The sequence below is a fragment of the Roseibium aggregatum genome (genome assembly GCF_014692675.1).
Taxonomy (GTDB): domain Bacteria; phylum Pseudomonadota; class Alphaproteobacteria; order Rhizobiales; family Stappiaceae; genus Roseibium; species Roseibium aggregatum_C.
In genome coordinates, this window is sequence record NZ_JABFCZ010000005.1 from 1 (window position 1) to 21,013 (window position 21,013).

19 protein-coding genes and 1 tRNA gene are annotated in these 21,013 nt (G+C 60.8%); 14 read left to right on the forward strand and 6 right to left on the reverse strand.

From position 1 onward, the window contains the following. Positions 1-317 precede the first annotated feature (317 nt). Entirely contained in the window at positions 318-1,682 is a 1,365-nt protein-coding gene (locus tag HK439_RS04790) for a globin-coupled sensor protein (protein ID WP_190290252.1), read from the forward strand. Positions 1,683-1,863: 181 nt separating this feature from the next. Here HK439_RS04790 and HK439_RS04795 read toward each other — a convergent pair whose 3' ends face one another. Then, complete coding sequence (locus tag HK439_RS04795; protein ID WP_190290253.1) at positions 1,864-2,343, reverse strand: protoglobin domain-containing protein; 480 nt, start codon at positions 2,341-2,343, stop codon at positions 1,864-1,866. A 240-nt stretch (positions 2,344-2,583) separates the two neighbouring features. Between HK439_RS04795 and HK439_RS04800 the strand changes: the two genes are divergently transcribed. Further along, on the forward strand, positions 2,584-3,021 hold the full coding sequence (locus HK439_RS04800) for an RrF2 family transcriptional regulator (RefSeq protein ID WP_190290254.1): 438 nt from the start codon (positions 2,584-2,586) through the stop codon (positions 3,019-3,021). A gap of 100 nt (positions 3,022-3,121) precedes the next feature. Here the strand turns inward: HK439_RS04800 and HK439_RS04805 are convergent, their stop codons facing one another. Beyond that, positions 3,122-4,156, reverse strand: a complete 1,035-nt coding sequence (locus tag HK439_RS04805; RefSeq protein ID WP_190290255.1) for a YeiH family protein — start codon at positions 4,154-4,156, stop codon at positions 3,122-3,124. Positions 4,157-4,270: 114 nt separating this feature from the next. Here HK439_RS04805 and HK439_RS04810 point away from each other — a divergent pair, with 114 nt between their 5' ends. The 3 genes from HK439_RS04810 to HK439_RS04820 all read left to right on the forward strand — a co-directional run bounded on the left by HK439_RS04810 (position 4,271) and on the right by HK439_RS04820 (position 7,030). After that, positions 4,271-5,152, forward strand: a complete 882-nt coding sequence (locus HK439_RS04810; protein WP_190290256.1) for a LysR family transcriptional regulator — start codon at positions 4,271-4,273, stop codon at positions 5,150-5,152. 130 nt (positions 5,153-5,282) lie between these two features. Further along, the gene (locus HK439_RS04815) at positions 5,283-6,335 is read left to right on the forward strand and encodes a cyclase family protein (RefSeq protein ID WP_190290257.1); all 1,053 of its coding nucleotides are present in this window, start codon (positions 5,283-5,285) and stop codon (positions 6,333-6,335) included. Then, positions 6,332-7,030, forward strand: a complete 699-nt coding sequence (locus HK439_RS04820; RefSeq protein WP_190290258.1) for an SDR family oxidoreductase — start codon at positions 6,332-6,334, stop codon at positions 7,028-7,030. The genes HK439_RS04815 and HK439_RS04820 overlap by 4 nt, the downstream gene beginning before the upstream one ends. A gap of 145 nt (positions 7,031-7,175) precedes the next feature. Here HK439_RS04820 and HK439_RS04825 read toward each other — a convergent pair whose 3' ends face one another. Then, positions 7,176-8,102 (reverse strand): LysR family transcriptional regulator, encoded by a 927-nt coding sequence (locus HK439_RS04825; protein ID WP_190290259.1) that lies wholly within the window; start codon positions 8,100-8,102, stop codon positions 7,176-7,178. A 101-nt stretch (positions 8,103-8,203) separates the two neighbouring features. On the opposite strand from HK439_RS04825, the gene HK439_RS04830 reads away from it, so the two are divergent. Continuing rightward, positions 8,204-8,752, forward strand: a complete 549-nt coding sequence (locus HK439_RS04830) for a carboxymuconolactone decarboxylase family protein (protein WP_190290260.1) — start codon at positions 8,204-8,206, stop codon at positions 8,750-8,752. 60 nt (positions 8,753-8,812) lie between these two features. Then, a complete protein-coding gene (locus HK439_RS04835) occupies positions 8,813-9,277 on the forward strand; it encodes a DUF1348 family protein (RefSeq protein WP_190290261.1) in 465 nt (154 codons plus the stop codon). 133 nt (positions 9,278-9,410) lie between these two features. On the opposite strand, the gene HK439_RS04840 is transcribed toward HK439_RS04835, so the two are convergent. Then, positions 9,411-9,500: transfer RNA gene (locus HK439_RS04840), tRNA-Ser, on the reverse strand. Positions 9,501-10,093: 593 nt separating this feature from the next. Here HK439_RS04840 and HK439_RS04845 point away from each other — a divergent pair. The 4 genes from HK439_RS04845 (at position 10,094) to HK439_RS04860 (ending at position 14,353) form a co-directional block, all read left to right on the forward strand. Next, positions 10,094-11,290, forward strand: coding sequence for a septal ring lytic transglycosylase RlpA family protein (locus HK439_RS04845; protein ID WP_419247574.1), 1,197 nt, complete (start codon positions 10,094-10,096; stop codon positions 11,288-11,290). A gap of 82 nt (positions 11,291-11,372) precedes the next feature. Then, on the forward strand, positions 11,373-12,560 hold the full coding sequence (locus HK439_RS04850; protein WP_209011570.1) for a D-alanyl-D-alanine carboxypeptidase family protein: 1,188 nt from the start codon (positions 11,373-11,375) through the stop codon (positions 12,558-12,560). Positions 12,561-12,606: 46 nt separating this feature from the next. Continuing rightward, positions 12,607-13,305 carry a dTMP kinase gene (gene tmk, locus HK439_RS04855; RefSeq protein ID WP_190290262.1) on the forward strand — a complete coding sequence of 233 codons (699 nt, stop codon included), beginning with the start codon at positions 12,607-12,609 and terminating at the stop codon, positions 13,303-13,305. Beyond that, positions 13,289-14,353: a DNA polymerase III subunit delta' gene (locus tag HK439_RS04860; protein WP_190290263.1), complete on the forward strand. Its 1,065-nt coding sequence runs from the start codon at positions 13,289-13,291 to the stop codon at positions 14,351-14,353. The genes tmk and HK439_RS04860 overlap by 17 nt, the downstream gene beginning before the upstream one ends. A 32-nt stretch (positions 14,354-14,385) precedes the next feature. On the opposite strand, the gene HK439_RS04865 is transcribed toward HK439_RS04860, so the two are convergent. Continuing rightward, a complete protein-coding gene (locus HK439_RS04865; protein WP_190290264.1) occupies positions 14,386-15,051 on the reverse strand; it encodes a GntR family transcriptional regulator in 666 nt (221 codons plus the stop codon). A gap of 4 nt (positions 15,052-15,055) precedes the next feature. Then, positions 15,056-17,995 (reverse strand): FAD-binding and (Fe-S)-binding domain-containing protein, encoded by a 2,940-nt coding sequence (locus HK439_RS04870; RefSeq protein WP_190290265.1) that lies wholly within the window; start codon positions 17,993-17,995, stop codon positions 15,056-15,058. Positions 17,996-18,099: 104 nt separating this feature from the next. On the opposite strand from HK439_RS04870, the gene HK439_RS04875 reads away from it, so the two are divergent. The 3 genes from HK439_RS04875 (at position 18,100) to HK439_RS04885 (ending at position 21,011) form a co-directional block, all read left to right on the forward strand. Beyond that, positions 18,100-19,296, forward strand: a complete 1,197-nt coding sequence (locus tag HK439_RS04875; protein WP_190290266.1) for a pyridoxal-phosphate-dependent aminotransferase family protein — start codon at positions 18,100-18,102, stop codon at positions 19,294-19,296. Between the two features lie 76 nt (positions 19,297-19,372). Then, positions 19,373-20,356, forward strand: coding sequence for a TRAP transporter substrate-binding protein (locus tag HK439_RS04880; protein ID WP_209011571.1), 984 nt, complete (start codon positions 19,373-19,375; stop codon positions 20,354-20,356). A 142-nt stretch (positions 20,357-20,498) separates the two neighbouring features. Next, positions 20,499-21,011, forward strand: a complete 513-nt coding sequence (locus tag HK439_RS04885; protein WP_190290267.1) for a TRAP transporter small permease — start codon at positions 20,499-20,501, stop codon at positions 21,009-21,011. The last annotated feature ends 2 nt before the right edge of the window (positions 21,012-21,013 follow it).

The window sequence follows — 21,013 nt, forward strand, 5'->3', positions numbered from 1 at the left end:
ATTATGAGGACCAGACTGCGCGGATCTCCATCTTGGCCGGGGCTCGACCCCGAGACCGGATACGTTGACGCAGACTGAACAGAGCAATCTTCAAATTACCCCTTGCAGACGGGGCGGGCCATACGTTCAATCAGTGATTTCAATATGTAGGTAGAAATCCGGATATTTCGCAGACCTATTTGGCGCCGTGTTCGGTTCGCCAAAAGGTTGCAATTATAAGTATAGTTATTGTTATAAATGACATGGATAAATATCTTTTTAAGTATAGGAGTCCGAGTATTCCCCTACGAAAGGCTTTTTTTTAAGGGGCAGAAATTATGAAGCCTGAAGGGGAAAATACAACCGACAATAAACGACTTACGTTTATCGGGTTGAGCAAAGAGCATCTGAATGCTTTAACCAGTAACCGTGAGCGAGTGCTCTCTGTTATTCCTGAAATACTCGATCGTTTCTATGATCATATCGGCCAGTTTCCGGAAACAAAAAGCTTTTTCAAGGACCAGGCGCATATAGAGCATGCGAAGGCCGCACAGATACGCCATTGGGGCATTATTCTGGATGGCCGGTTCGATGAGGATTATGTGCGATCGGTGACTGCGATCGGCGAAGTGCACAACAAGCTGGGCCTGGAGCCGCGCTGGTACATCGGTGCGTATAGTTTTCTGATTTGCGGATTGTGCGACACCATTGCGCGCAGCAAGGCATGGCAGGCGTTCAACAAAAAGTCCGGTGAAGACAACAAGCGCCTCCGGTCCGCCATCGTCAAGGCGGCAATGCTCGACATGGATCTCGCGCTTTCCGTCTATATCGAAGCAGGCAAACGCGACCGCCGGGAAACGATCCAGCGCCTGAGCGCGGATTTCGAAAGCTCCATCGTGTCCTCGACCGGCCAACTGACAGCCGCGACCGACAAGCTTGCGGATGCCTCGGTTCAGCTCACAAGCGCGACCGAACGCACCCGGACGGAGGCCGACACCGTCAGCCTGAGTTCGCAGGATGCGGCGAACAACGTCCAAACGGTGGCCGCTGCGGCTGAGGAACTCGCGGCATCTGTTACGGAAATCGGGCGCCAGGTGACCGAGTCCTATGAGATTTCCGATACGGCTGTAGCGCAGAGCTCGGTGGCGATTGAATCGGTTACCTCTCTCACCCAGGCAGTCAATCGCGTTGGCGAGATCGTCGGTCTCATCAACGACATTGCCGAAAAGACCAATCTGCTTGCCTTGAACGCCACAATAGAGGCCGCAAGGGCCGGGGAGGCGGGGAAGGGCTTTGCGGTCGTTGCAGCAGAAGTGAAAGAGCTTGCCGGCCAGACGGCAAAGGCGACGTCGGAGATCGGAGACCAGATCGAGGACATTCAGGGCGCAACCGATCAGTCCGCCAGTGCAATTGACAGCGTGAACCAGACAATTGCGCGCATGAACGAAATTTCCGCTTCCATCGCTGCTGCGGTCGAACAGCAGAAAGAGGCGACTGGCGAAATCAGCAAGAGCGTTCAGGCGGCATCTAGTGGGACGCAATCGGTCACGGGGTCTATCGCCGGAATTACGGAGGCGTCGACCCAGGTAACCGGCGTGACGGATATTGTGCGCACATCTGCCGAAGACCTCGGCCGGCATACGGATACGCTTCGAACCGATGCGCAGCAGTTTATGAAAATTCTGGCCCAGGCGGCGAACTGAGCCGATCCGACACCGGCGGACAGGGGGCGGGCTGCGGTCCGCCCTGGATATATCATACAGCCGGCCCGTTGCCCGCCGAATAAGCTTCAAAGCACCTGAACTATCCGTTTGACTTCGACATAATTCGAAATATCCCCAGAATTCATAGTTGGCTCAAATTATTTAGGCTTCTTAAAGTCACTCATGCCTCAAGTTGGGCATTATCGCCAGAGCAGGCGATTGCCAGATCCAGCAAGATGAATTTTCTGATACCGGACATGAGATCGAGCGTATCCTTCTGATTCTTATGGTGAAATCGGAGAATTCGTTCGAACTCATTCAAGAATAGCCCATAAGAAATGATGTAATAAGGTAGCGAGATATCGAGCCGCCGATGGGCTGATCCTATTCTCTTGACGCGGCTTACGTACTCTTCGTCAAGACCGCCTGAAAAAAGCCGGTCCCAATGGGCGATCTGCTTATCGATCAGGGTGGGAATATCGAACCGTGGAAATTGCTTTTCAGTTTGTTTCATTATTTGCGAACTATAAAAGTACGTAAGTACATCATCTATATTGGGGCGGATGACAACCCAGGCGCTCCGGGCGGCAATAATATCTTGGCGGTTTAGATCAATGAAATCGATATATTCGCGAAGTTCATGCCTGTCAGGGGAAAACATGGGTATTTCCTACGTAGTATATATAATTAATATTAGTATACAGCGTGGGCGTGTAGTATAAAAATATATAACTCATATCATAAATAGCTATACGTCACGCTTCGTTGTTAATCATACAAAAAAAATATATGGTTTTACTGATTATACCGATACGATAATTTATGTATCTGGTAGTTATATGTGTAGATTAAAAATTGAGTGGTGGCTCAGTGACAATCTTAACGAGCTAGGATGTTAACAATGCGTTTTACTGAACGCACCGATATAGCCGTCAAAATCCTGATCCACCTGTCCCTCCTGAAAGGGGCGAAAATCTCTATCGATGACTTGGTAGAGCGCTATATCGGGCATCGATCTCAAGTGGTAGCTGCCGTCCAGGAACTCAGAAAAGCGGGGATGATCGCATCGACCCCCGGCCGGCGCGGCGGTATCTGGATCAACAAGCCGCCGGAGAAGATTTTTCTCGCGGAAGTGATCCGGATGTTCGAGACGGATTTCTGTCTTGTGAAATGCTTCGGCGATCCGGGTTCTTGCAGCATTTTCCATTGCTGCAAGTTCAAGGAGGTGCTGAACGTCGCGCTGGATCAGTTCTTTACGCCTCTGGAAACGACGTCGATTGCGGATCTGGTCAAGGATATGGATGACGGTATGTTGCAACAGGCTGCGCAGGTCTGCTGACAACGTTCCCGAAGGCAGGTCCTTGTTCAGGGCCGGTGTCCCGCTCCACAGTGTGGCGTTCGCTCTGTCCGTCCGCGGGATTGGCGTAAGGACATCTGGATCAGTGGATATGAAGCAGGGCAATCAGTCCGAGGCTTCTGGCGACAAGCATACAGATTGAGAGACTTGCAGTCAGAATGACGCGTCCCCCCGCGTGCAGGACTGACCGGATGTCGACCGTGAGGCCAAGGGCCGCCATGGCTATGACCGTCAGCACGTTGGAGATATACCCGAGCGGTGCGACGAGATCTTCTGAAATGAGGCCCGCCGAGCGGCATCCCATCAACAGAGCAAAGCCGATGATGAACCAGGGCAGGATCTGGCTCAGGCGAACGGTGGTTTCATTTTCCCTGCCTTTGCCGATGGCCAGCGTCAGCAACACAGGTCCGAGCATCAGAACCCGGACGAGTTTCACTAGCGTGCCGGTCTGCATCGCGATGAGGCCGCCGGGCTGGGCCGCGGCCAGCACCTGCGGGACGGCATAGACCGTCAGGCCCGATAGAACGCCGTATTGTGAAGCCGTCATGGAGAAGGTGTGGAGCGCCAGGGGCAGGGCAAGAACCACGGCGACCCCCAGGACGGCTGTAAAAGCGATCGCCGCGGCAACATCGTCGCCTTCGGCATCGATGACCGGTGCCACCGCGGCCACGGCGGAATTGCCGCAAATGGAATTGCCGCAGGCAACCAGCATGGCCAGCTTGCGATTGAGGCCGAAGGTCCTGCCAAGGATGTAGCTTGCCAGAATTGCAAACGCGACGAGGGCGACGATTCCGCCGACAAGCGCAAATCCGGCTGCCTCCAAAGCCTGCAGGCTGATGGATGCCCCCAGCAGCACGATCGCCGCTTCCATGACCCGCTTTGCCGAAAACGCTATGCCGCTTTCCACGCCTTTCCAGAGAGGGACGAAAGTCCGCACGACCGTCCCGATTACGATGGCCAGCACCAGGTTCTCGACAAATTTTCCGCCTGTCAGCTGCACCTCCAGCCTCTCTGCCGCAAAAGCCGCCGCGGAGACCAGGATCGAAAGCGCCAGCCCGGGCAGGAGCTGGAAGGTGCGCGTGGTGAGGAGACGTTGCATTTGCGGGGAGAGGGGCATCGTTTGTGCTTCCGAGAGGTTGAATGCGGCGCACAATGCTTCTTTTCAATGTCAGAAAAAATCAGATAATATGATATAGATCGTTTGGCAAAATAGAATAAAAAGCCAAATGCAATGACGTTCGAGCAATTGACAATTTTCGTGGCCGTTGCGGAACGCGAACATCTGACCCGCGCGGCCGAGGCCCTTCACCTGACGCCATCGGCGGTCAGTTCGGCCGTTCGCAAACTTGAAGACTTTTACGGCGTCCAACTGTTCGACCGGGTCGGGCGCGGCCTTGTCATCACGGCCGAAGGACGGCTCTTCCTGGAAGAGGCGAAGGCGACGTTGGCGCGGATGCGGTCCGCCGAACGCTTCCTGGGCGAACTGGGCGGGCTCCAGCGCGGCATACTTTCCATAGCTGCCAGCCAGACCATCGCAAGTTACTGGCTTCCGGGCGTCCTGATGCGCTTCCACGCGCGTTATCCCGGCATCGAGCTTTCGCTCTCCATCGGCAATACCGAGACGGTCGCAAAGGCGGTTGAAACCGGTGCTGCGGAAATCGGTTATGTCGAGGGCGAGCTTGACAATCCTCTTCTGCGCAAACGCCATATTGCGGACGATGCGCTCATGATCGTGACACGGCCCGGACATCCGCTCGCAAATGGCAGGCCGGTCGCGCCTGCGGAACTCATTGAAAAGACATCCTGGGTCTTGCGCGAGCCCGGATCCGGCACCCGGTCTGCCTTTGAAGCGGCAATGGACGGGATGGGCGTTCGTCCGGCTTCGCTGGATGTCGTCATGGAATTGCCTTCCAACGAGGCTGTTCTGTCCGCGGTTCGCTCAAGTCAGGTGGCAAGCGCCGTCTCGGCCGCCGCCGCGGCCCCCTGGATAGCGGCCGGCGGGCTTGCCTGTGTCAACTTCGAACTTCCGGCCCGTTCTTTCATGCTTCTGAACCACAAGGAGCGCCATCTGAGCCGGGCTGCGGACCAGCTGATGGCGGACAGTCTGTCCTGAGCCCAGCCGTATCCCGCAGCCAGAACCGGGGGATGCGGTTAAGGAAACATCCTGTTCCGCGCAGATGAAACGGGACTTGCAGTCCGGGAGGGCGGGCATAGACTGGCAAAAAAACAAAGGGGAGTAGACGATGGCGGCTCGGCGCTGGACACATCGGCCGGAAGGATCCAACTGGGGCGACTTCGGCCCTGACGACCAGTTGGGGCGCCTGAACCTGATCACGCGGGAAAAGCTGCGCCAGGGTCTGGCGGAGGCCGTAGAAGGCATCGCCTTCTGCCTGTCGCTCCCGCTGGATTATCCGGGCGGCAGCGATCTGAACCCGCGCCGCAGGCCGCCGATCCTCCGGCCGACCCTGCGCGAGGGCCAGGTCAATTTCAACGCGACCCTGGGTCCGGACAGCGGATCGACCGATGTTCTTTGCGACGATCTGGCAATCCTGCACCTGCAATATTCGACCCAGTGGGATTCGCTCGCCCATGTCGGCGGGCAGTTCGACGTGGACGGCGACGGCGAACTGGAACACGTCTTCTACAACGGCTTCCGTGCGGGTGTGGAGATCACCGGGCCCGCATCGCCGGACGACGCGGGGATAGACGTCGGGCTGAAGCCTGAGAGCACCTCCAATGCCGGGGCCCTCGGGATCGAGAACATGGCCGCGCATGGCGTCCAGGGCAGGGCCGTCATGGTCGATCTTCACGCCCATCTCGGCGATGCGCATACCCATGTCGGCTACGATATCCTGATGCCGATCCTCGAACAGGACCGCGTCGCCATCGAACAGGGCGACATGGTCTGTCTTCACACCGGCTTTGCCCAGATGGTGCTTGAGATGGGACGGACGCCCGATCCGCACAGGCTGCACAATTCCTGCGCCGTGCTCGATGGCCGTGACGGCCGGCTGCTGAACTGGATCACCGACAGCGGACTGGCAGCCCTGATCGCCGACAATTACGCGGTCGAGGCCCATCCGGCACGCCCGTGCGAAACGGCCTGTTGTTCGACATTGCCCCTGCATGAGCACTGCCTGTTCAAGAATGGCATTCCGCTCGGCGAACTCTGGCATCTGACGCCGCTGGCGGCCTGGCTGCGGGAACATCGGCGCAACCGCTTTCTTCTGACGGCCCCGCCGCTCCGGCTCCCCGGAGCCGTGGGATCACCGGTGACGCCGGTGGCAACCGTATGACGGAGCGGGTTCTCATCACCGGCGGGACCGCCGGGATCGGAGCGGCTTGCGCCGAGCGGTGCCGAAGCGACGGCTATGAGCCGGTCATCATCGATCGCATCGGCGATGGCATTCGGGCGGATCTCTCGGATCCGGCGGAGACGGCTGATGCGCTTGAACGCGCCCTTGAAGGCGGGCCGATCACCCGTCTGGTCAACAATGTCGGCATGGTCGCCCCGGCTTCCGTCACCGAGCAGACGCTGGACGACTTCGACAAGGTCGTTGCCCTCAACCTGCGCTCCGCGATGCAATGCGCGCAGGCGCTGATCCCGGGCATGCGGGCGACCGGTTTCGGCCGGATCGTCAACATGGCCTCAAGGGCCGCCCTCGGCAAGGAACTGCGCACCGCCTATTCCGCCACCAAGGCGGGGTTGATCGGCATGGCCAAGACCTGGGCGCTGGAACTGGGTGAATACGGGATTACGGCAAATGCCGTCGGCCCCGGACCGATCCGCACCGAGCTGTTCGACCGGGCCAATCCGCCCGGTGCGCCCAGAACGCAAACGATCATCGAAGCCATACCGGTCCGCCGGGTCGGTGAACCGCAGGACGTCGCTCATGCGGTCAGCTATTTGCTCGACGCCCGCTCGGGCTTCGTCACCGGACAGGTTCTTTATGTCTGCTGCGGCATGACAGTCGGCTCCGCAGGCGCCTGAAACAGGCGAAGTACGGCCTGTTTCCTGCACTCAAGCAGCCGAAGGCGGTAGTGCAATGGAGAAAGCACTCAAGCAGCCGAAGGCGGTAGTGCAAAAAAGAAAGCACTCAAGCAGCCGAAAGCAAGGGCATAGGAACGATATACCGCTAAATAGACGCCTTCGTTCCTTTTCCGGCAATTCCGGAGAGCGTGGACGTCAGGCGCGGGGCCGCGAAATCGATAAAGGTGCGAAGTTTCTGGGGGACGAGCCCGTTTCCGTAGAGAATGTTGACCGGCCAGGCCTCTGGCTCCTCTGTTTCGAGGACGATCTCCAGGCACTTGTCGGCCAGCGCTTTGGCAACCTGATAGGACAGGACCCGCGTGATTCCGAGCCCGGCCTTGGCCGCATCTATGGCGGCTTCCGCCGTGTTGACGATCAACCGTGACCGGATCCTTACATACCGTTCGTCCCGCCCGTCTCCGAACCGCCACCGGTCGGCGGACATCAGGTTCTCGAAGGTGATGCAATCGTGATCGACGAGGTCTTCGGCGCGCTCCGGCCGGCCCCGCGCCGCCAGGTACGCCGGACTGGCGCAGGCGACCCAGCGGACGTCCCCGACCCGGCGCGCCCTGAGGCTGCTGTCCGGCAAATGGCCGATGCGAATCGCGGCGTCGATCTGTTCCTCCTGCAGGCTCACCAGGCGGTCGCACTGTTCCAGCCGGACGTCCACGTCCGGGTAGGCCTTCAGGAACTCCGTGATCACCGGTACCATGTGCAACCGCCCGAACACGATCGGCGATGTCAGGGTCAGTCGTCCCTTGGGGGCGCTGTATTCGCCGGAAGCGGTGCGCTCGGCTTCCGCCACCTGCTCCAGTATGCGCCGGCAGGCCGCGACATAGGCCGTGCCGGAATCGGTCAGCACCAGACCGCGTGCGGACCGCAGCAACAACTGTGTGCCGAGCTTTTCCTCCAGTTCCGCCACGCGCCGGCTGACCGTGGCAAGCGGCGTCCCCAGTTCGCGGGCCCCGGCCGAGAGGCTGCCGGCGTCCACGGCGGTAATGAGGATGGACATGGAATCGAGACGGTCGGTCATGTTCTCAAAATTCGAGAGGGAAGTTTCCGAAAATACCATCTGCATACAAAAAATGAAATTCATATCTTGGGGGCCTCAAAGCCAACCCCAAGGAGACAGTTATGTCCCGCATTGATATCCCCGCTACGATCGACGCTGCCCCCGAGGCCTCCCGGCCGCTTCTGGAACAGGTGACCCAGCAGCTCGGCAGCGCTCCGAACCTGTTCCGCCTTGCGGCGAAAAGCCCGGCTGCGCTGGAAGGCTATCTCGGCCTTTTCGGCGCCCTCGGAAAAGGCCGCCTGCCGGCCGCCACACGCGAACGGATCGCGCTGGCCATAGCGCAATACAACGGCTGCGGCTATTGCCTCTCGGCCCACACCTATCTCGGCGCGAATCTCGCCAAGCTGTCGCCGGAAGAAATCGCGGCCAACCGCAAGGGCCGGTCGAACGACGCCAAGGCCAACGCCGCGGTGGTTTTCGCCATGAAGGTCGCGGAAAACCGGGGCCGCGTCTCTGATGCCGATCTCGGTGACGTTCGTACCGCAGGTTATGACGATGCGCAGATCATCGAAATCGTCCAGCACGTCGCCCTGAACATCTGGACCAACTACCTCAACGAGGTGGCCCGGACGGAAATCGACTTCCCCGTAGCCGAAGGCGTCGCCGCCTGATCCTCGCCCTCCGGCGGCGGGCATCACGTCCGCCGCCGCTTAACGCCGATGGAGCCGCAGATGAGCCGTCCCCCGCTTCCCCCATTTACCGCCGAGACTGCCGCCTGGAAGGTGCGCCTTGCCGAAGACGCCTGGAACAGCCGCGATCCCGAGACCGTCTCGCTCGCCTACACGCCGGAAAGCCGCTGGCGCAACCGCAGCACGTTCCTGACCGGCCGCACGGCAATCGTCGATTTCCTTGCCGAAAAATGGCGGAAAGAACAGGAATATCGCCTGATCAAGGAACTCTGGGCCTTCGAGGGGAACCGGATCGCCGTGCGTTTCGTCTACGAATGGCGGGATGCCGCCGGCCGGTGGTTTCGTTCCCATGGCAACGAGAACTGGGAATTCGACGAAGTCGGCCTCATGGCCGCGCGCCACGCCAGCATCAACGATGTTCCCATCGATGAGGCGGACCGCCTGTTCCACTGGCCCCAGGGCCGTCGACCGGACGCCCACGCCTCATTGAGCGAGCTGGGGTTGTGATCTGGGATACATCGACCTGGAGCAGAGAGCGCTGCAGACAACCGACAACCCGTCCGGCACGAGGTTGTAACCCATGTCTCCGGTACAAACTGTTACCTATGTCTTCGGGGCGGACATCGGACAATCAAAAAAATGGCGGAAGAGGTGGGATTCGAACCCACGGTACGGTCGCCCGCACGCCGGTTTTCAAGACCGGTGCCTTCAACCACTCGGCCACTCTTCCGTCGGTCCCGTTTCCAGTGTTCCGCTCATAAAGTCAAGAGGCATGAGCCGACAACGGCGGCACGCCCTGGGGAAAGGCGTGCCGGCTGGGGTGTGGAGGTCTGGAAAGGGGAGGCCGCCGGTCGTGGTGTCGTGGGCAGGGTAGAGACCGGCGGCCAAGGCTGGGCGGTGAGCCCAGCATGCTTCGCGACAGGGCGGTCGCTAGCAACAAGGTCACACTAGGCCGGTATCGGATTTCGCTCTGTGACCTGCATCACAAACCGGTCGATGGCGTCAGAATCCGGCCGAATGGGTCCGGGTTCCCGGCGAAAATCCAGGATATCGGGTCGAAAATACCTGCGTTGACCATGGGATAATCGCCATCGCGCCCTTACCGCATCTCGACGGGGCATTCACTTTGCAGTAAGAACATTCGTGCTAGTAGCTGAAACAAATGCCTGAGCGGGGGCCAGGCATGAAGGTTGTCCGGCAGCTTTCGGTTCATCCGGGAAGGGGAAACGAGGCGTGTCGGATGCAAGAATTTTGTGTGCTAGACGGAATCGCGTGTGCACGGGGCCGCCAACGCGTAGTGAGTAGGACGGCGGGATGCTAGGGATGGGCGTTGAAGGTGGCATGGATGCTGCCTGCTCGAAAACCGCAACAAGTGAAAATGCGGCCGGTAATAACGGCTCGCTGATCGAAACCGGTTGCCGAAACCGGTGGTCGTCGCTTGGCGCGCAGCTCAAAACCGGGTTTGTGGTTGTCATGGCAGCGGGTTTGCTCGCAGCCTGCGGCACGACCGGGCCGGTTCAGAAAGCCAAATTCAGCCCGAAAAAATACGGTGTCAAAGGCAGCCCCAGGATGGTTGCCGAAGGCAAACCCGTGCCCAAGGGCGGCGGACGGTACATCGTCGGCAAGAAATACAAGATTGCCGGCAAATGGTATTATCCGAAGCTCGATCCGAATTATAAGAAGGTCGGCCTTGCGTCCTGGTACGGTCCGACCTTCCACGGTCGCAAGACCGCCAACGGCGAAATTTTCGACCGCAATGCCCTGACCGCAGCCCACCCGACCATGCCGTTACCGTCCTATGCGAAGGTGACGAACATGAGCAACGGCCGTTCCATGATCGTGCGCGTCAATGACCGTGGGCCGTTCCATGGAAACCGGGTTATCGACCTGTCGGAACGGGTTGCTACGATGCTCGACACCAAGAGCCACGGCGTGGCCAAGGTGAAGGTCGAATATGTGGGCCGCGCACGCATGGACGGCCACGACGAGGCGTTCCTGATGGCCTCCTACAGCGGTCCGGGTGCAGTTACCCCGGGCGGTACGGTGCCTGGCACCCTCATGGCGCAGGCAACGCCTCCCGCTCCGGTCTTCGGTCCGGCGCCGACACCGGCTCCGCGGCCCTATGGGGGATCCGTCCTGCTTGCGTCGGCGTCTGACCCGGCTCCGACCTATCAGGTCGCCTACGACCCGGCGCTGGCGTTCGAGGCCAGCCGGTCGACCATCACTGTCGCGTCTGCCAATACGTTTTCGCAGCCCAATGTTTCGCAGGCCGCACCGGTCCCCGCATCGGCCTACCGCTCGCAACCGGCAGCCTACGCGGAACCGGCCCCGGCCGGGGCAGCTCCCGGTACGCTTGGCGTGCTGCGTGTTCCTGCTCCCGGCACACCGCGCAATCTGCTGAGCGGAAGCGCGGTTTCGTCCTATAGCGCCAACACCCGGATCAATGCAGCGTACGAAGCGGTTTCAGGCATGGCCGCGGGATCGGTGCCGTTGTCCAGACTTGCCCGGAACACGAATTGAAAACCGGCTGAATCGAGATCGAAAACGCTTGCACCCGGCGACCGGGCAGGCGACTCTTGATCCGGATTCGGGAGGTCGACGCATGCCCTCAGCTGGCAAGCCGTTGGTGCTTTATTTCAAGGTCTTGATCGCAGCGGCCTGTTTCATGGCGGGCGGTTTCATTCTGCCTGTGCCTGTGGCGCATGCGGAGACGCTCAAGACCAGTGCGCCGATGGCGTATCTCTTCGAGCCTGAAAGCAAGACGATCCTGTTTGCCAAGGAAGCGGACAAGCCTTTCGAACCCGGTTCCCTGGCAAAGGTGATGACCGCGGCAACCGTCTTTGCCGCCCTTTCGGAAGGGGAGATCTTTCCCCATACCAAATGCCGGATCAGCGAACACGCGTGGCGCACGGGCGGAGCCCCGGCCGGCGGAACGACGATGTTCGCAGCCATCAAGTCGGAAATCGAGGTCCTGGACCTGCTTCAGGGACTGATCGTGCAAAACGGCAACGATTCAGCGATTGCGCTTGCCGAATGTCTCGACGGCAGCGAGGCGAAATTCGCCGAGCGCATGACGGCCCTTGCCCGGCAAATCGGCATGACCGGATCCCGTTTCGCCAATCCGACCGGTTATGAGAGCGAGGTGTCGCAGACCACCGTGCGCGATATGGTTCGTCTGGCCGACTACATCCTGGAGCATCATCGCGCCTACTACCCGATGTTTTCCCAGCCCGATTTCACCTGGAACAAGATCTTTCAGCGCAACAAGGACCCGCTGTTGGGGGAAATCCGGGGGCAGGACGGCCTTGGGGCGGGGCAGAGCGAAAAGGACGGCTATGCGGCCCTTGCCTCGGTCGAACGCGACGGCAGGCGGGTGATCGCCGCTGTCGCCGGTCTTCCCAGCGACAAGGCCCGTCTGGCGGCAGCCAAGGAAGTGATCGAAGGCTCGTGGGAATATTTCGGCATCAGCAAGCTCTATTCCCGCGGAGAAACGATCACCAATGCCCGTGTGTTCGGTGGAACCCGGTCGGACGTACCGCTCGTTGCAAGCGAGGATGTATCGGTCCTGTTGCCGCGCGGGACGACGCTGGACTATCGGTTGCGCGTTGTTTATTCGGGACCGCTGAAGGCCCCCGTATCGGCCGGAACGGCTGCGGGAGAACTGCGGGTGATCGGCGAGAACGGCATCGTCTACCGCGCGCCGCTGGAAACCGGCGCTGCGGTTCCGGAAGGCAACATGCAGGAAAAGGCGTTGGACGGCCTGATGGAATTGCTGTTCGGCTGGCTCTGAAGGCTTTATGAAAGACAGACGGGCAAAAGCCGGGATTGGCGGATAAGTGCAGGGACGGTTCATCACCTTTGAAGGCGGCGAGGGCGCCGGCAAATCCACCCAGATCGACCGGTTGCGAAAACGGCTGGAAGGCCTGGGCCGCACCGTGGTGGTGACCCGGGAGCCGGGCGGGTCCCCGGGCGCGGAAAAAATACGCAGGATATTGCTGAGCGGCGAGGCGCGCGATCTGGGGCCGCGCGGCGAAGCCATGCTGTTTGCAGCCGCCCGCGCCGATCACGTGGATACGACCATCATTCCGGCGCTCGGCCGCGGCGACTGGGTGCTGTGCGACCGCTACGCGGATTCAACCCGTGTCTATCAGGGCGAAGCCGGCGTCGATCCGAATTATCTGGACCTTCTGGAAACCGCGGCCGTCGCCGGCGTACGCCCGGACCTGACGATCCTCATCGACGTGCCGGCCGATATCGGCATGTCGCGGGTCTCCAGCCGTTCCGAAACCGCGGCCGGAGCCGCCCCCGACCGGTTCGAGAACGAAGAGATGAAGGTGCACGAACGCCGGCGGATCCTGTTTCTCGACCTTGCCCGCAAGGAACCGCAGCGTTTTGCCGTCATCGATGGCCGTGAAAGCCCCGATGCGGTTGAGGAAAAGATCTGGGAAGCGGTCCTTTCCCATTTTATCGAGGAATTGCCGCAGGCCGACCAGACGCCCGAACCGGTGGAGGCGGGAGATGGCGCGGGCAGCTGACGTCATGGATGCCCCGGAAGCGGACCGGCTGGAAGGAATGCCTTTGCCGCGCGAACGGGCGCGGCTGATCGGTCATCAGGAAACCGAAAGGGCGCTTCTCAACGCCTACCGGTCCGAACGCCTGCATCACGCCTGGATCCTCGGCGGGCCGAAAGGCATCGGCAAGGCGACGCTGGCCTACCGTTTCGCCCGCTTCGTCATCGCTCATCCGGACCGGTTCGGCGCGGAAGTGGCCGCCGCAACCGATCTTGGCCTGCCGCCGTCGCATCCGGTTTTTCTGCAAGTGGCGTCCGGCGGCAATCCCAACCTGCTGCACCTCCGGCGCCCGTGGGACGAAAAGAACAAGCGGTTTAAGACGGAACTGCCGGTCGATGAGGTGCGCCGGACGGTGTCCTTTTTCGGAACCACAGCCTCTTCGTCTGCGTGGCGGATCTGCATTGTCGATGCCGCCGATGACATGAACGCCAGCTCGGCAAATGCCTTGCTGAAAGTTCTCGAGGAGCCGCCGGCGCGGTGCCTGTTCCTGGTCCTGTCCCACGCACCCGGACGGCTGTTGCCGACCATCCGTTCGCGCTGCCGGCGGCTCGATCTCACGCCCTTGAGCGAAACGGAAATTGCCGAAGGCCTGGCAGAGCTGGCGCCCGAAGCGACCGCCGATCCGCAAGCCTTGCGGGAACTGACGCGTTTTGCCGACGGAAGCCTGCGCTCGGCCCTGACACTTCTGGCAGGCGACGGTCTTGCCATTGCCAAGGGGTTTACCGCACTGGCCGGACAGGTGCCGAATGTCGATGTCGCGGCCCTGCACGGGCTCGCAGACCTGGTCGCTGCCCGCAACCAGGACGACAACTGGGAAGCCTTCCTGCATATCTGGCGCATGTGGCTGCACGAACGGATGCGTCAGGTTTCGGGCGGGAACGCGGCGGACATGTTGCCGTTCGCAGAATTGTGGGAAGCGGCCAACCGGATGGCGGGCGATACGGAAGCCCTCAATCTCGACCGGAAACAGGTGGTCCTGTCGTTCTTTCAGCGCCTGTCGAAACTGATTTAATCCGGTCTGCCGGTCTTCACTGAGACCGATAGCTATTCCGCGAGCGAAGCGCGCACCGAGGCAAGCTTGTTGGCAAGGTGGGCTTTCAGAAGGGAGCCCAGCAGGGGACCGTTCCGTTCCTTCGTCGCCTTGAGGATCTCCTCATGCTCGGCCACGGCCTGTGCCCAGCGCTCGTCCGACATGTTTGCCATGTAGCGGGCCCGGCGGACCCGCCCGGAAAGGCTGCGCTGCATTTCAACTAGGGTCGGGTTCTGGGCGGCGTCCAGGATGAGCTTGTGGATCTGCTCGTTGCGCTGGAAGTAGCCGCTCATGTCGCGGGCCTTGAAGCAGTCGACCATATCCTTGTGCAGCCGTTCCATGCGGCTGATTTCCTGGTCGGTTATGTTGGCGCAGGCCAGCTCGCCGGAGACCGCCTCAAGCGCGCCCATGATCGGGAAGGCTTCCTCGAGATCTGACATGGTCAGCTTGGAGACCGTGGCGCCCCGGTTCGGGATCAACTGGATCAGGCCTTCCTTGGCAAGCACCTTCATGGCCTCGCGCAAGGGCGTTCTGGAAACGTCGAACAGGGCACAGATGTCCTTTTCCGACAGCTTTTCGCCCGGGGCCAGTTCGCCTTCGATGATCATGTGGCGCAACCGGTCCACCAGCTCGTCATGGAGCGTGCGGCGGGGGATCGGGATGACGGTGTTCAACGACATGATCTTATCCTGCTACATGGCCGCCTGGGTCCGACGCCTGGCACAACAGGCGCGCCGCATGGACCGCTTTCCTGTTTGCGCCATCCTCGATCTGGTGACGGCACGACGTGCCGCCGGCAACGATCAGGGTATCCTGGCCGGCCTCGCGAACGCGCGGCAGCAGGCTCAACTCGCCCATGGCCCGTGAGATGTCAAGAGTTTCGGCCTGATAGCCGAAGCTGCCGGCCATGCCGCAACAGGACGACGGGATGACCTCGATCTTCAGGTCCGGGATCAGTCCGAGGGTCTTTTGCAGTGCGCCGAGCGTGTTGAACGCCTTCTGGTGGCAGTGGCCGTGGACAAGGGCTTTTTGCTGGGGCAGGGCTGCGAGCGGCAGGTCGAACCGGCCGTCGCTTGCTGCCTTGGCGATGAATTCCTCAAACAGCAGGAACCGGTCCGCATAGTCCGCCTTCCATGCGTCGCCGAGAAGGGCCGGGGCCTCGTCCCGGAATGTCAGGACACAGGACGGCTCCAGCCCGATCACCGTGGCTCCGCGTTCCAGGGCAGGGGCAAGAGCCGTGACGGTGCGCAGCATTTCCGCGCGGGCTTCTTCTGCAAGTCCGGCGGAGAGGAACGTCCTGCCGCAGCAAAGCGGGCGCTCCTCGTTTTGCGCGACGGCCTGTCCGACTTTGAAACCGGCGCGCTGCAGGACTGTTTCGGCGGCGCGGATATTATCCGGCTCGAAATAGCGGCTGAACGTATCGACGAAGATGAGAACGTCCGGCGTTCCTTCGGTTCCTTCAGGCTGCCGGATCCAGTCGCTACGCCAACTTGGGAGTTTGCGGTTCGCCGCCAGGCCAAGCATTTTTTCCGACAACAGGGCGAGGCCAGGGATCCGGTCGCGCAGGTTCATGAGCCAGGGCAGGCGGGACGCGAGCGGGGCATAACGCGGCAGATAGGCCACCAGTTTCTCGCGCAAGCCGACACCGTGCTTCTTCGCCCGTGCGGCCAGCACTTCGATCTTCATTTTCGCCATGTCGACACCCGTCGGGCATTCGCGCCGGCAGCCCTTGCAGGACACGCACAGCTTCAGCGTTTCGGCCATGTCGTCGGAGGTCAAGGCATCCGGACCGAGCTGGCCGGAAATTGCAAGACGAAGGGTGTTGGCCCGCCCGCGGGTCAGGTCTTTTTCGTTGCGGGTCACCCGGTAGGAGGGGCACATGACGCCGTCGGCGATCTTCCTACAGGCGCCGTTGTTGTTGCACATCTCGACTGCGCCCTGAAACCCGCCGGCCGCACCCGGATAATCGGACCAGTCGAACACCGTTTCGATATCGGGGACGGAATAGTTCGGCGCGTAGCGCATCAGGGAGCGGTCATCCATCTTCGGGGCGCGGACGATTTTGCCCGGATTGAGAACCCCGTCCGGATCGAAGCGGTCCTTGACCCATTCGAAGTTGCGCATCATCCGATCGCCGAACATGGGGCGGTTGAATTCGGAGCGCACGATGCCGTCGCCGTGTTCCCCGGAGTGGGAGCCCTTGTACTCCCGCACCATCTCGAAGGCCTCTTCGGCTATGGCGCGCATCTTTTTCACATCCTGATCGAGCTTCAGGTTCAGGACCGGGCGGACGTGAAGCGTGCCGACGGAGGCATGGGCGTACCAGGTTCCTTCCGTGCCGTATTTCCCGAAAATGCCGGTCAGACGGTCCGTGTATTCGGCCAGGTCCTCCAGCCGGACCGCGCAATCCTCGATGAAGGAGACAGGTTTTCCTTCCGATTTCATCGACATCATGATGTTGAGGCCCTGCTTGCGGACCTCCATGATGCGGGACTGGAAGGCCGGATCGACGGCGTCCACTACACCGCCTTCCTTCTTGCCCGGATCGCCCCATCTGTAGCCGAGGTCCGCCATGCGATCGTGCAGGGCTGCCAGCCGGCGCAGGTTTTCCCCCTGATCGTCCTCGGCGAATTCTAACATCAGCACCGCCGCCGGTTCGCCCCGGACGAATTCGTCGACCACCGGCTTGAACAGCGGGATCGCGCGGCCAAGCTCGATCATGTTGCGGTCGATGAGTTCAACCGCCGTCGGGCCGAGGTCTACCAGATGCCGGGTACAGTCCATGGCCTCGTAGAAGGTCGGGAAATGGCATAGCCCGAGCGCCTTCCTGCCGAGCACCGGCGAGAGTTTCAGGGTCAGTTGCCGCGTGACCGCAAGGGTGCCTTCCGAGCCGACCAGCAGTTCATGAAGCTTGTTGGTCGCGCCGTTCGGCATCAGCGCATCGATGTTGTAGCCGCCGACCCGGCGGAGGAGATCGGGGAACTTTTCCCTGATCTCCTGTTGTTCCCGCTCACCGAGGTCCAGAAGGTCGCGGAGCAGTTGCTGGTTGTGCTTGAGCGCATTGAGGCCGGCAACATCACGGGACGTCTCTTCGAAACGGGCATGGCTGCCATCGGCGAGCAGGGCATCGATTGCGCTCACATTGTCCCGCATGATGCCGTAACGGATGGAGCGCGCGCCGCAGGAGTTGTTCGCCGCCATGCCGCCGAGGGTCGCGCGCGATGCGGTCGATACATCTACAGGAAACCACAGGCCGTCGGATTTCAGCGCGGAATTCAGGTGATCGAGCACCAGACCCGGTTCCACGACCGCTGTCCGGTTCTCCCGGTCGATCTCGACGATCCGGTTCAGATGCCTGGAAAAGTCGATGACGATCGCATCGTTGACGGTCTGGCCGCATTGGGACGTGCCGCCGCCGCGCGGCAGGACCGGAATACCGGCTTCGCGGGCAATCGCCAGGGTCGCTTCCACATCGGCAAAGTTTTTCGGCACGACCACCGCGCGCGGAAACATCTGGTAGACCGAGGCATCGGTGGCGTAGCGGCCGCGGCTGAACCGGTCGCAGAAAACCTCGCCTTCGATGTCCTTCTTCAATCGGTGTTCCAGATCGGTTTCCAACGGCATGTGTTAATCAGACCTTGACTTGTATTTTGAATACAATATTCAATATGAAGAAATCGGGCGCCGATCAAGTGCGCCGAACAAGCGAAATTCTCGGGAGGGCAGATATGGCAGCGTCTGGGCGGCATTTTCTTCAGATACCGGGTCCGACGAATGTTCCGGACCGCATTCTGCGTGCCATGGACATGCCGACGATAGATCACCGCGGACCGGCCTTCGCCGAAGTCGGGAAACAGGCGCTCGATGGAATGCGCTCCATCTTCAAGACCGAAGGCACGGTGGTGATCTACCCGGGTTCCGGCACGGGCGCCTGGGAAGCAGCTCTTGTAAACACGCTGTCGCCCGGCGATCTCGTCCTCATGTACGAGACCGGGCATTTTTCCACGCTGTGGAACAAACTGGCCGGGCGGCTCGGGATCCGCACCGAATTCATCGAAAGCGACTGGCGCGCAGGTGCCGATCCGGAGGCAATCGGGGAACGCCTGCGGGCCGATACCGCCCATGAGATCAAGGCCGTCTGTGTCGTCCACAACGAAACTTCGACCGGCTGCGTCAGCCCGATTGCGAAGATCCGCAAGGCGATCGATGCCGCCGGTCATCCGGCCCTATTGATGGTCGATACCATATCGTCGCTGGCCTCCATCGACTACCGCCATGACGAATGGGGTGTGGACGTCACGGTCGGCGGCTCCCAGAAGGGGCTGATGCTGCCGCCGGGCCTGTCGTTCAATGCGGTTTCTGCGAAAGCGTTGAAGGCTTCGGAAACGGCTAAGCTGCCCCGATCCTACTGGTCGTGGGAGGACATGGCCGGGCCGAATGCCAATGGCTATTTCCCCTATACGCCGGCCACCAACCTGCTCTACGGGCTGGTCGAGGCGGTGAAGATGCTGCACGAGGAAGGCCTGGACAATGTCTTTGCCCGCCATCAGCGCCACGGACGGGCCGCGCGCAAGGCGGTCGCCGCCTGGGGGCTGGAGACGGTGTGCGCCAATCCGGAACATTATTCCGGGTCGCTGACCGCGGTCTTCGTGCCCGAAGGCCACAGCGCCGACAATTTCCGGAAAGTGACCCTGGAGAATTTCAACATGTCGCTCGGCAATGGCCTGGCGAAGCTCGCCGACCGGGTATTCCGGATCGGTCACCTGGGAGATTTCAACGACCTGATGCTGATGGGCACCTTGTCCGGCGTCGAAATGGGCATGGAACTGGCCGGGATACCGTACCGGCGCGGCGGCGCGCAGGCGGCACTCGACAGTCTGACAGGCCGTGAACAGGTTCGGGCAGCGGGAGAGGCTGCCGAATGAGCGGAAGAAACCGCTAACCGAAGGAAAAACGACAAGAAAAAGAAGACTACGCAGAGGAAAATCGAGGGAGGAAACGATGAAACTCAGCAAGTTTTTGGCAGGTGTGGCGCTTACGGTCGGACTGGCAAGCCCGGCAATGGCCGATCCCCTGGTACTGAAATTCGGTCACGTGGGAGCTCCCGGTTCCCTGTTTGAGGCCAGCGCAAACGAATTCGCCCGCTGCGCCAACGAAAAGCTCGCCGGCAAGGTGGATGTGCAGACCTTCGGCTCCTCGCAGCTCGGCAAGGACAAGGAACTGCTGCAGAAACTGAAGCTCGGTCAGGTCGATTTCTCCCTGCCGTCTTCGGTCATGTCGTCCGTTTCGGACGTCTTCGGCGTCTTTGAAATGCCCTACATCATCTCCGACCGCGATCACATGAAGCGGGTCGAGGCAGCCATTCTGGACAGCACGCTGCAGCCGGCGGTGAAGGCCAAGGGTTACAGGATCCTGGCCATCTGGGAAAACGGCTTCCGCCACATCACCAACAACGTTCGCCCGATCAACGTTCCGTCCGACCTGGAAGGCATCAAGCTGCGCACGCCGAAGGGCGCATGGCGCGTGAAGATGTTCAAGCTCTATGGCGCGAACCCGACACCCATGTCGTTCTCGGAGGTCTTCACCGCCCTGCAGACCGGCGTGATCGACGGCCAGGAAAATCCCTACGCCCAGATCTGGTCGGCGAAGTTCCAGGAAGTGCAGAAGTACCTGTCGATTACCGGTCACGTTTACACGCCCGGCTATCTTCTGGTTTCCGACAAGCATTTCTCCAAGTTGCCGCAGGATATCCAGGCAGGTCTCGAGCAGTGCGGCAAGGAAACCCAGGCCTTCGTCTACGATACGGCAGCCAACTTGGAGGTTGAGCTTCTGAACAACCTCAAGGAAGGCGGTATCCAGGTGAATACGGCCGACAAGGCGGCCTTCATCGAGGCCTCCAAGCCGATCTACGACGACTTCGCAGCCGAGGTCGAAGGCGGACAGGACCTGATCGACACGGTCCGTTCGCTGGCAAAAGGCTCTTAAGGGAAAAGAGCCGCAAGAGCCCGGGAGTTCTCCCGGGCTCCCATTCACAACGCCATTCAATGCCTGCATCGGGCAACCGTGACGACCACCCGGAACCGGCAGGGCGACCGGAGGCCTGATGCCAAGACGACCGGATCAATGCATGCTCAGGGGATTGCAGTCTCTACTCGGGTGGCTCCTGGAATGGATCACCATTTTGCTGATGGTCGCACTGACCATTGTCGTCATCGTCGCGGTGGCCTACCGCCTCGCGCATAACTCGCTCTCCTGGTACGACGAGATCGCGGCCATCCTGCTGTCGTGGATCACCTACTATGGGGCGGCCCTTGCTGCCTTGAAACGGCGCCATATCGGTTTCGACAGCGTTCTTCTCGCCATCCCCATGCCGGCCCGGATGGGGGCGGTGATCCTGGCCGAGGTTTTCGTTCTCGGCTTCTTCGTGCTGCTCGCCAAAACCGGCCTTGAGGTTCTCGACGTCCTTGAGGGCGATACGCTCGTCGCCCTGACCTGGGTGCCGGTGCAGTTCACGCAATCCGTCATTCCGGTCGGCGCGATCCTGTTCATCATCGCCGAACTGCTCAGCTTGCCGGACTACTGGAAGGCAACCGCTGCCGGACATTCCCTTGAACATCCCGAAATTCACGAGGAGGCCTGAGC

Excerpts from the sequence above, each read along its gene's own strand:
- HK439_RS04820 (WP_190290258.1), top strand. The coding sequence starts at position 6,332 with ATGACGGAGCGGGTTCTCATCACCGGCGGGACCGCCGGGATCGGAGCG.
- HK439_RS04865 (WP_190290264.1), bottom strand. The coding sequence starts at position 15,051 with ATGTCGTTGAACACCGTCATCCCGATCCCCCGCCGCACGCTCCATGAC.
- HK439_RS04885 (WP_190290267.1), top strand. The coding sequence starts at position 20,499 with ATGCTCAGGGGATTGCAGTCTCTACTCGGGTGGCTCCTGGAATGGATC.
- HK439_RS04815 (WP_190290257.1), top strand. The coding sequence starts at position 5,283 with ATGGCGGCTCGGCGCTGGACACATCGGCCGGAAGGATCCAACTGGGGC.
- HK439_RS04790 (WP_190290252.1), top strand. The coding sequence starts at position 318 with ATGAAGCCTGAAGGGGAAAATACAACCGACAATAAACGACTTACGTTT.
- HK439_RS04795 (WP_190290253.1), bottom strand. The coding sequence starts at position 2,343 with ATGTTTTCCCCTGACAGGCATGAACTTCGCGAATATATCGATTTCATT.
- HK439_RS04835 (WP_190290261.1), top strand. The coding sequence starts at position 8,813 with ATGAGCCGTCCCCCGCTTCCCCCATTTACCGCCGAGACTGCCGCCTGG.
- HK439_RS04810 (WP_190290256.1), top strand. The coding sequence starts at position 4,271 with ATGACGTTCGAGCAATTGACAATTTTCGTGGCCGTTGCGGAACGCGAA.
- HK439_RS04850 (WP_209011570.1), top strand. The coding sequence starts at position 11,373 with ATGCCCTCAGCTGGCAAGCCGTTGGTGCTTTATTTCAAGGTCTTGATC.
- HK439_RS04870 (WP_190290265.1), bottom strand. The coding sequence starts at position 17,995 with ATGCCGTTGGAAACCGATCTGGAACACCGATTGAAGAAGGACATCGAA.
- HK439_RS04875 (WP_190290266.1), top strand. The coding sequence starts at position 18,100 with ATGGCAGCGTCTGGGCGGCATTTTCTTCAGATACCGGGTCCGACGAAT.
- HK439_RS04830 (WP_190290260.1), top strand. The coding sequence starts at position 8,204 with ATGTCCCGCATTGATATCCCCGCTACGATCGACGCTGCCCCCGAGGCC.
- HK439_RS04805 (WP_190290255.1), bottom strand. The coding sequence starts at position 4,156 with ATGCCCCTCTCCCCGCAAATGCAACGTCTCCTCACCACGCGCACCTTC.
- HK439_RS04845 (WP_419247574.1), top strand. The coding sequence starts at position 10,094 with ATGGGCGTTGAAGGTGGCATGGATGCTGCCTGCTCGAAAACCGCAACA.
- HK439_RS04825 (WP_190290259.1), bottom strand. The coding sequence starts at position 8,102 with ATGACCGACCGTCTCGATTCCATGTCCATCCTCATTACCGCCGTGGAC.
- HK439_RS04880 (WP_209011571.1), top strand. The coding sequence starts at position 19,373 with ATGAAACTCAGCAAGTTTTTGGCAGGTGTGGCGCTTACGGTCGGACTG.
- HK439_RS04860 (WP_190290263.1), top strand. The coding sequence starts at position 13,289 with ATGGCGCGGGCAGCTGACGTCATGGATGCCCCGGAAGCGGACCGGCTG.
- HK439_RS04800 (WP_190290254.1), top strand. The coding sequence starts at position 2,584 with ATGCGTTTTACTGAACGCACCGATATAGCCGTCAAAATCCTGATCCAC.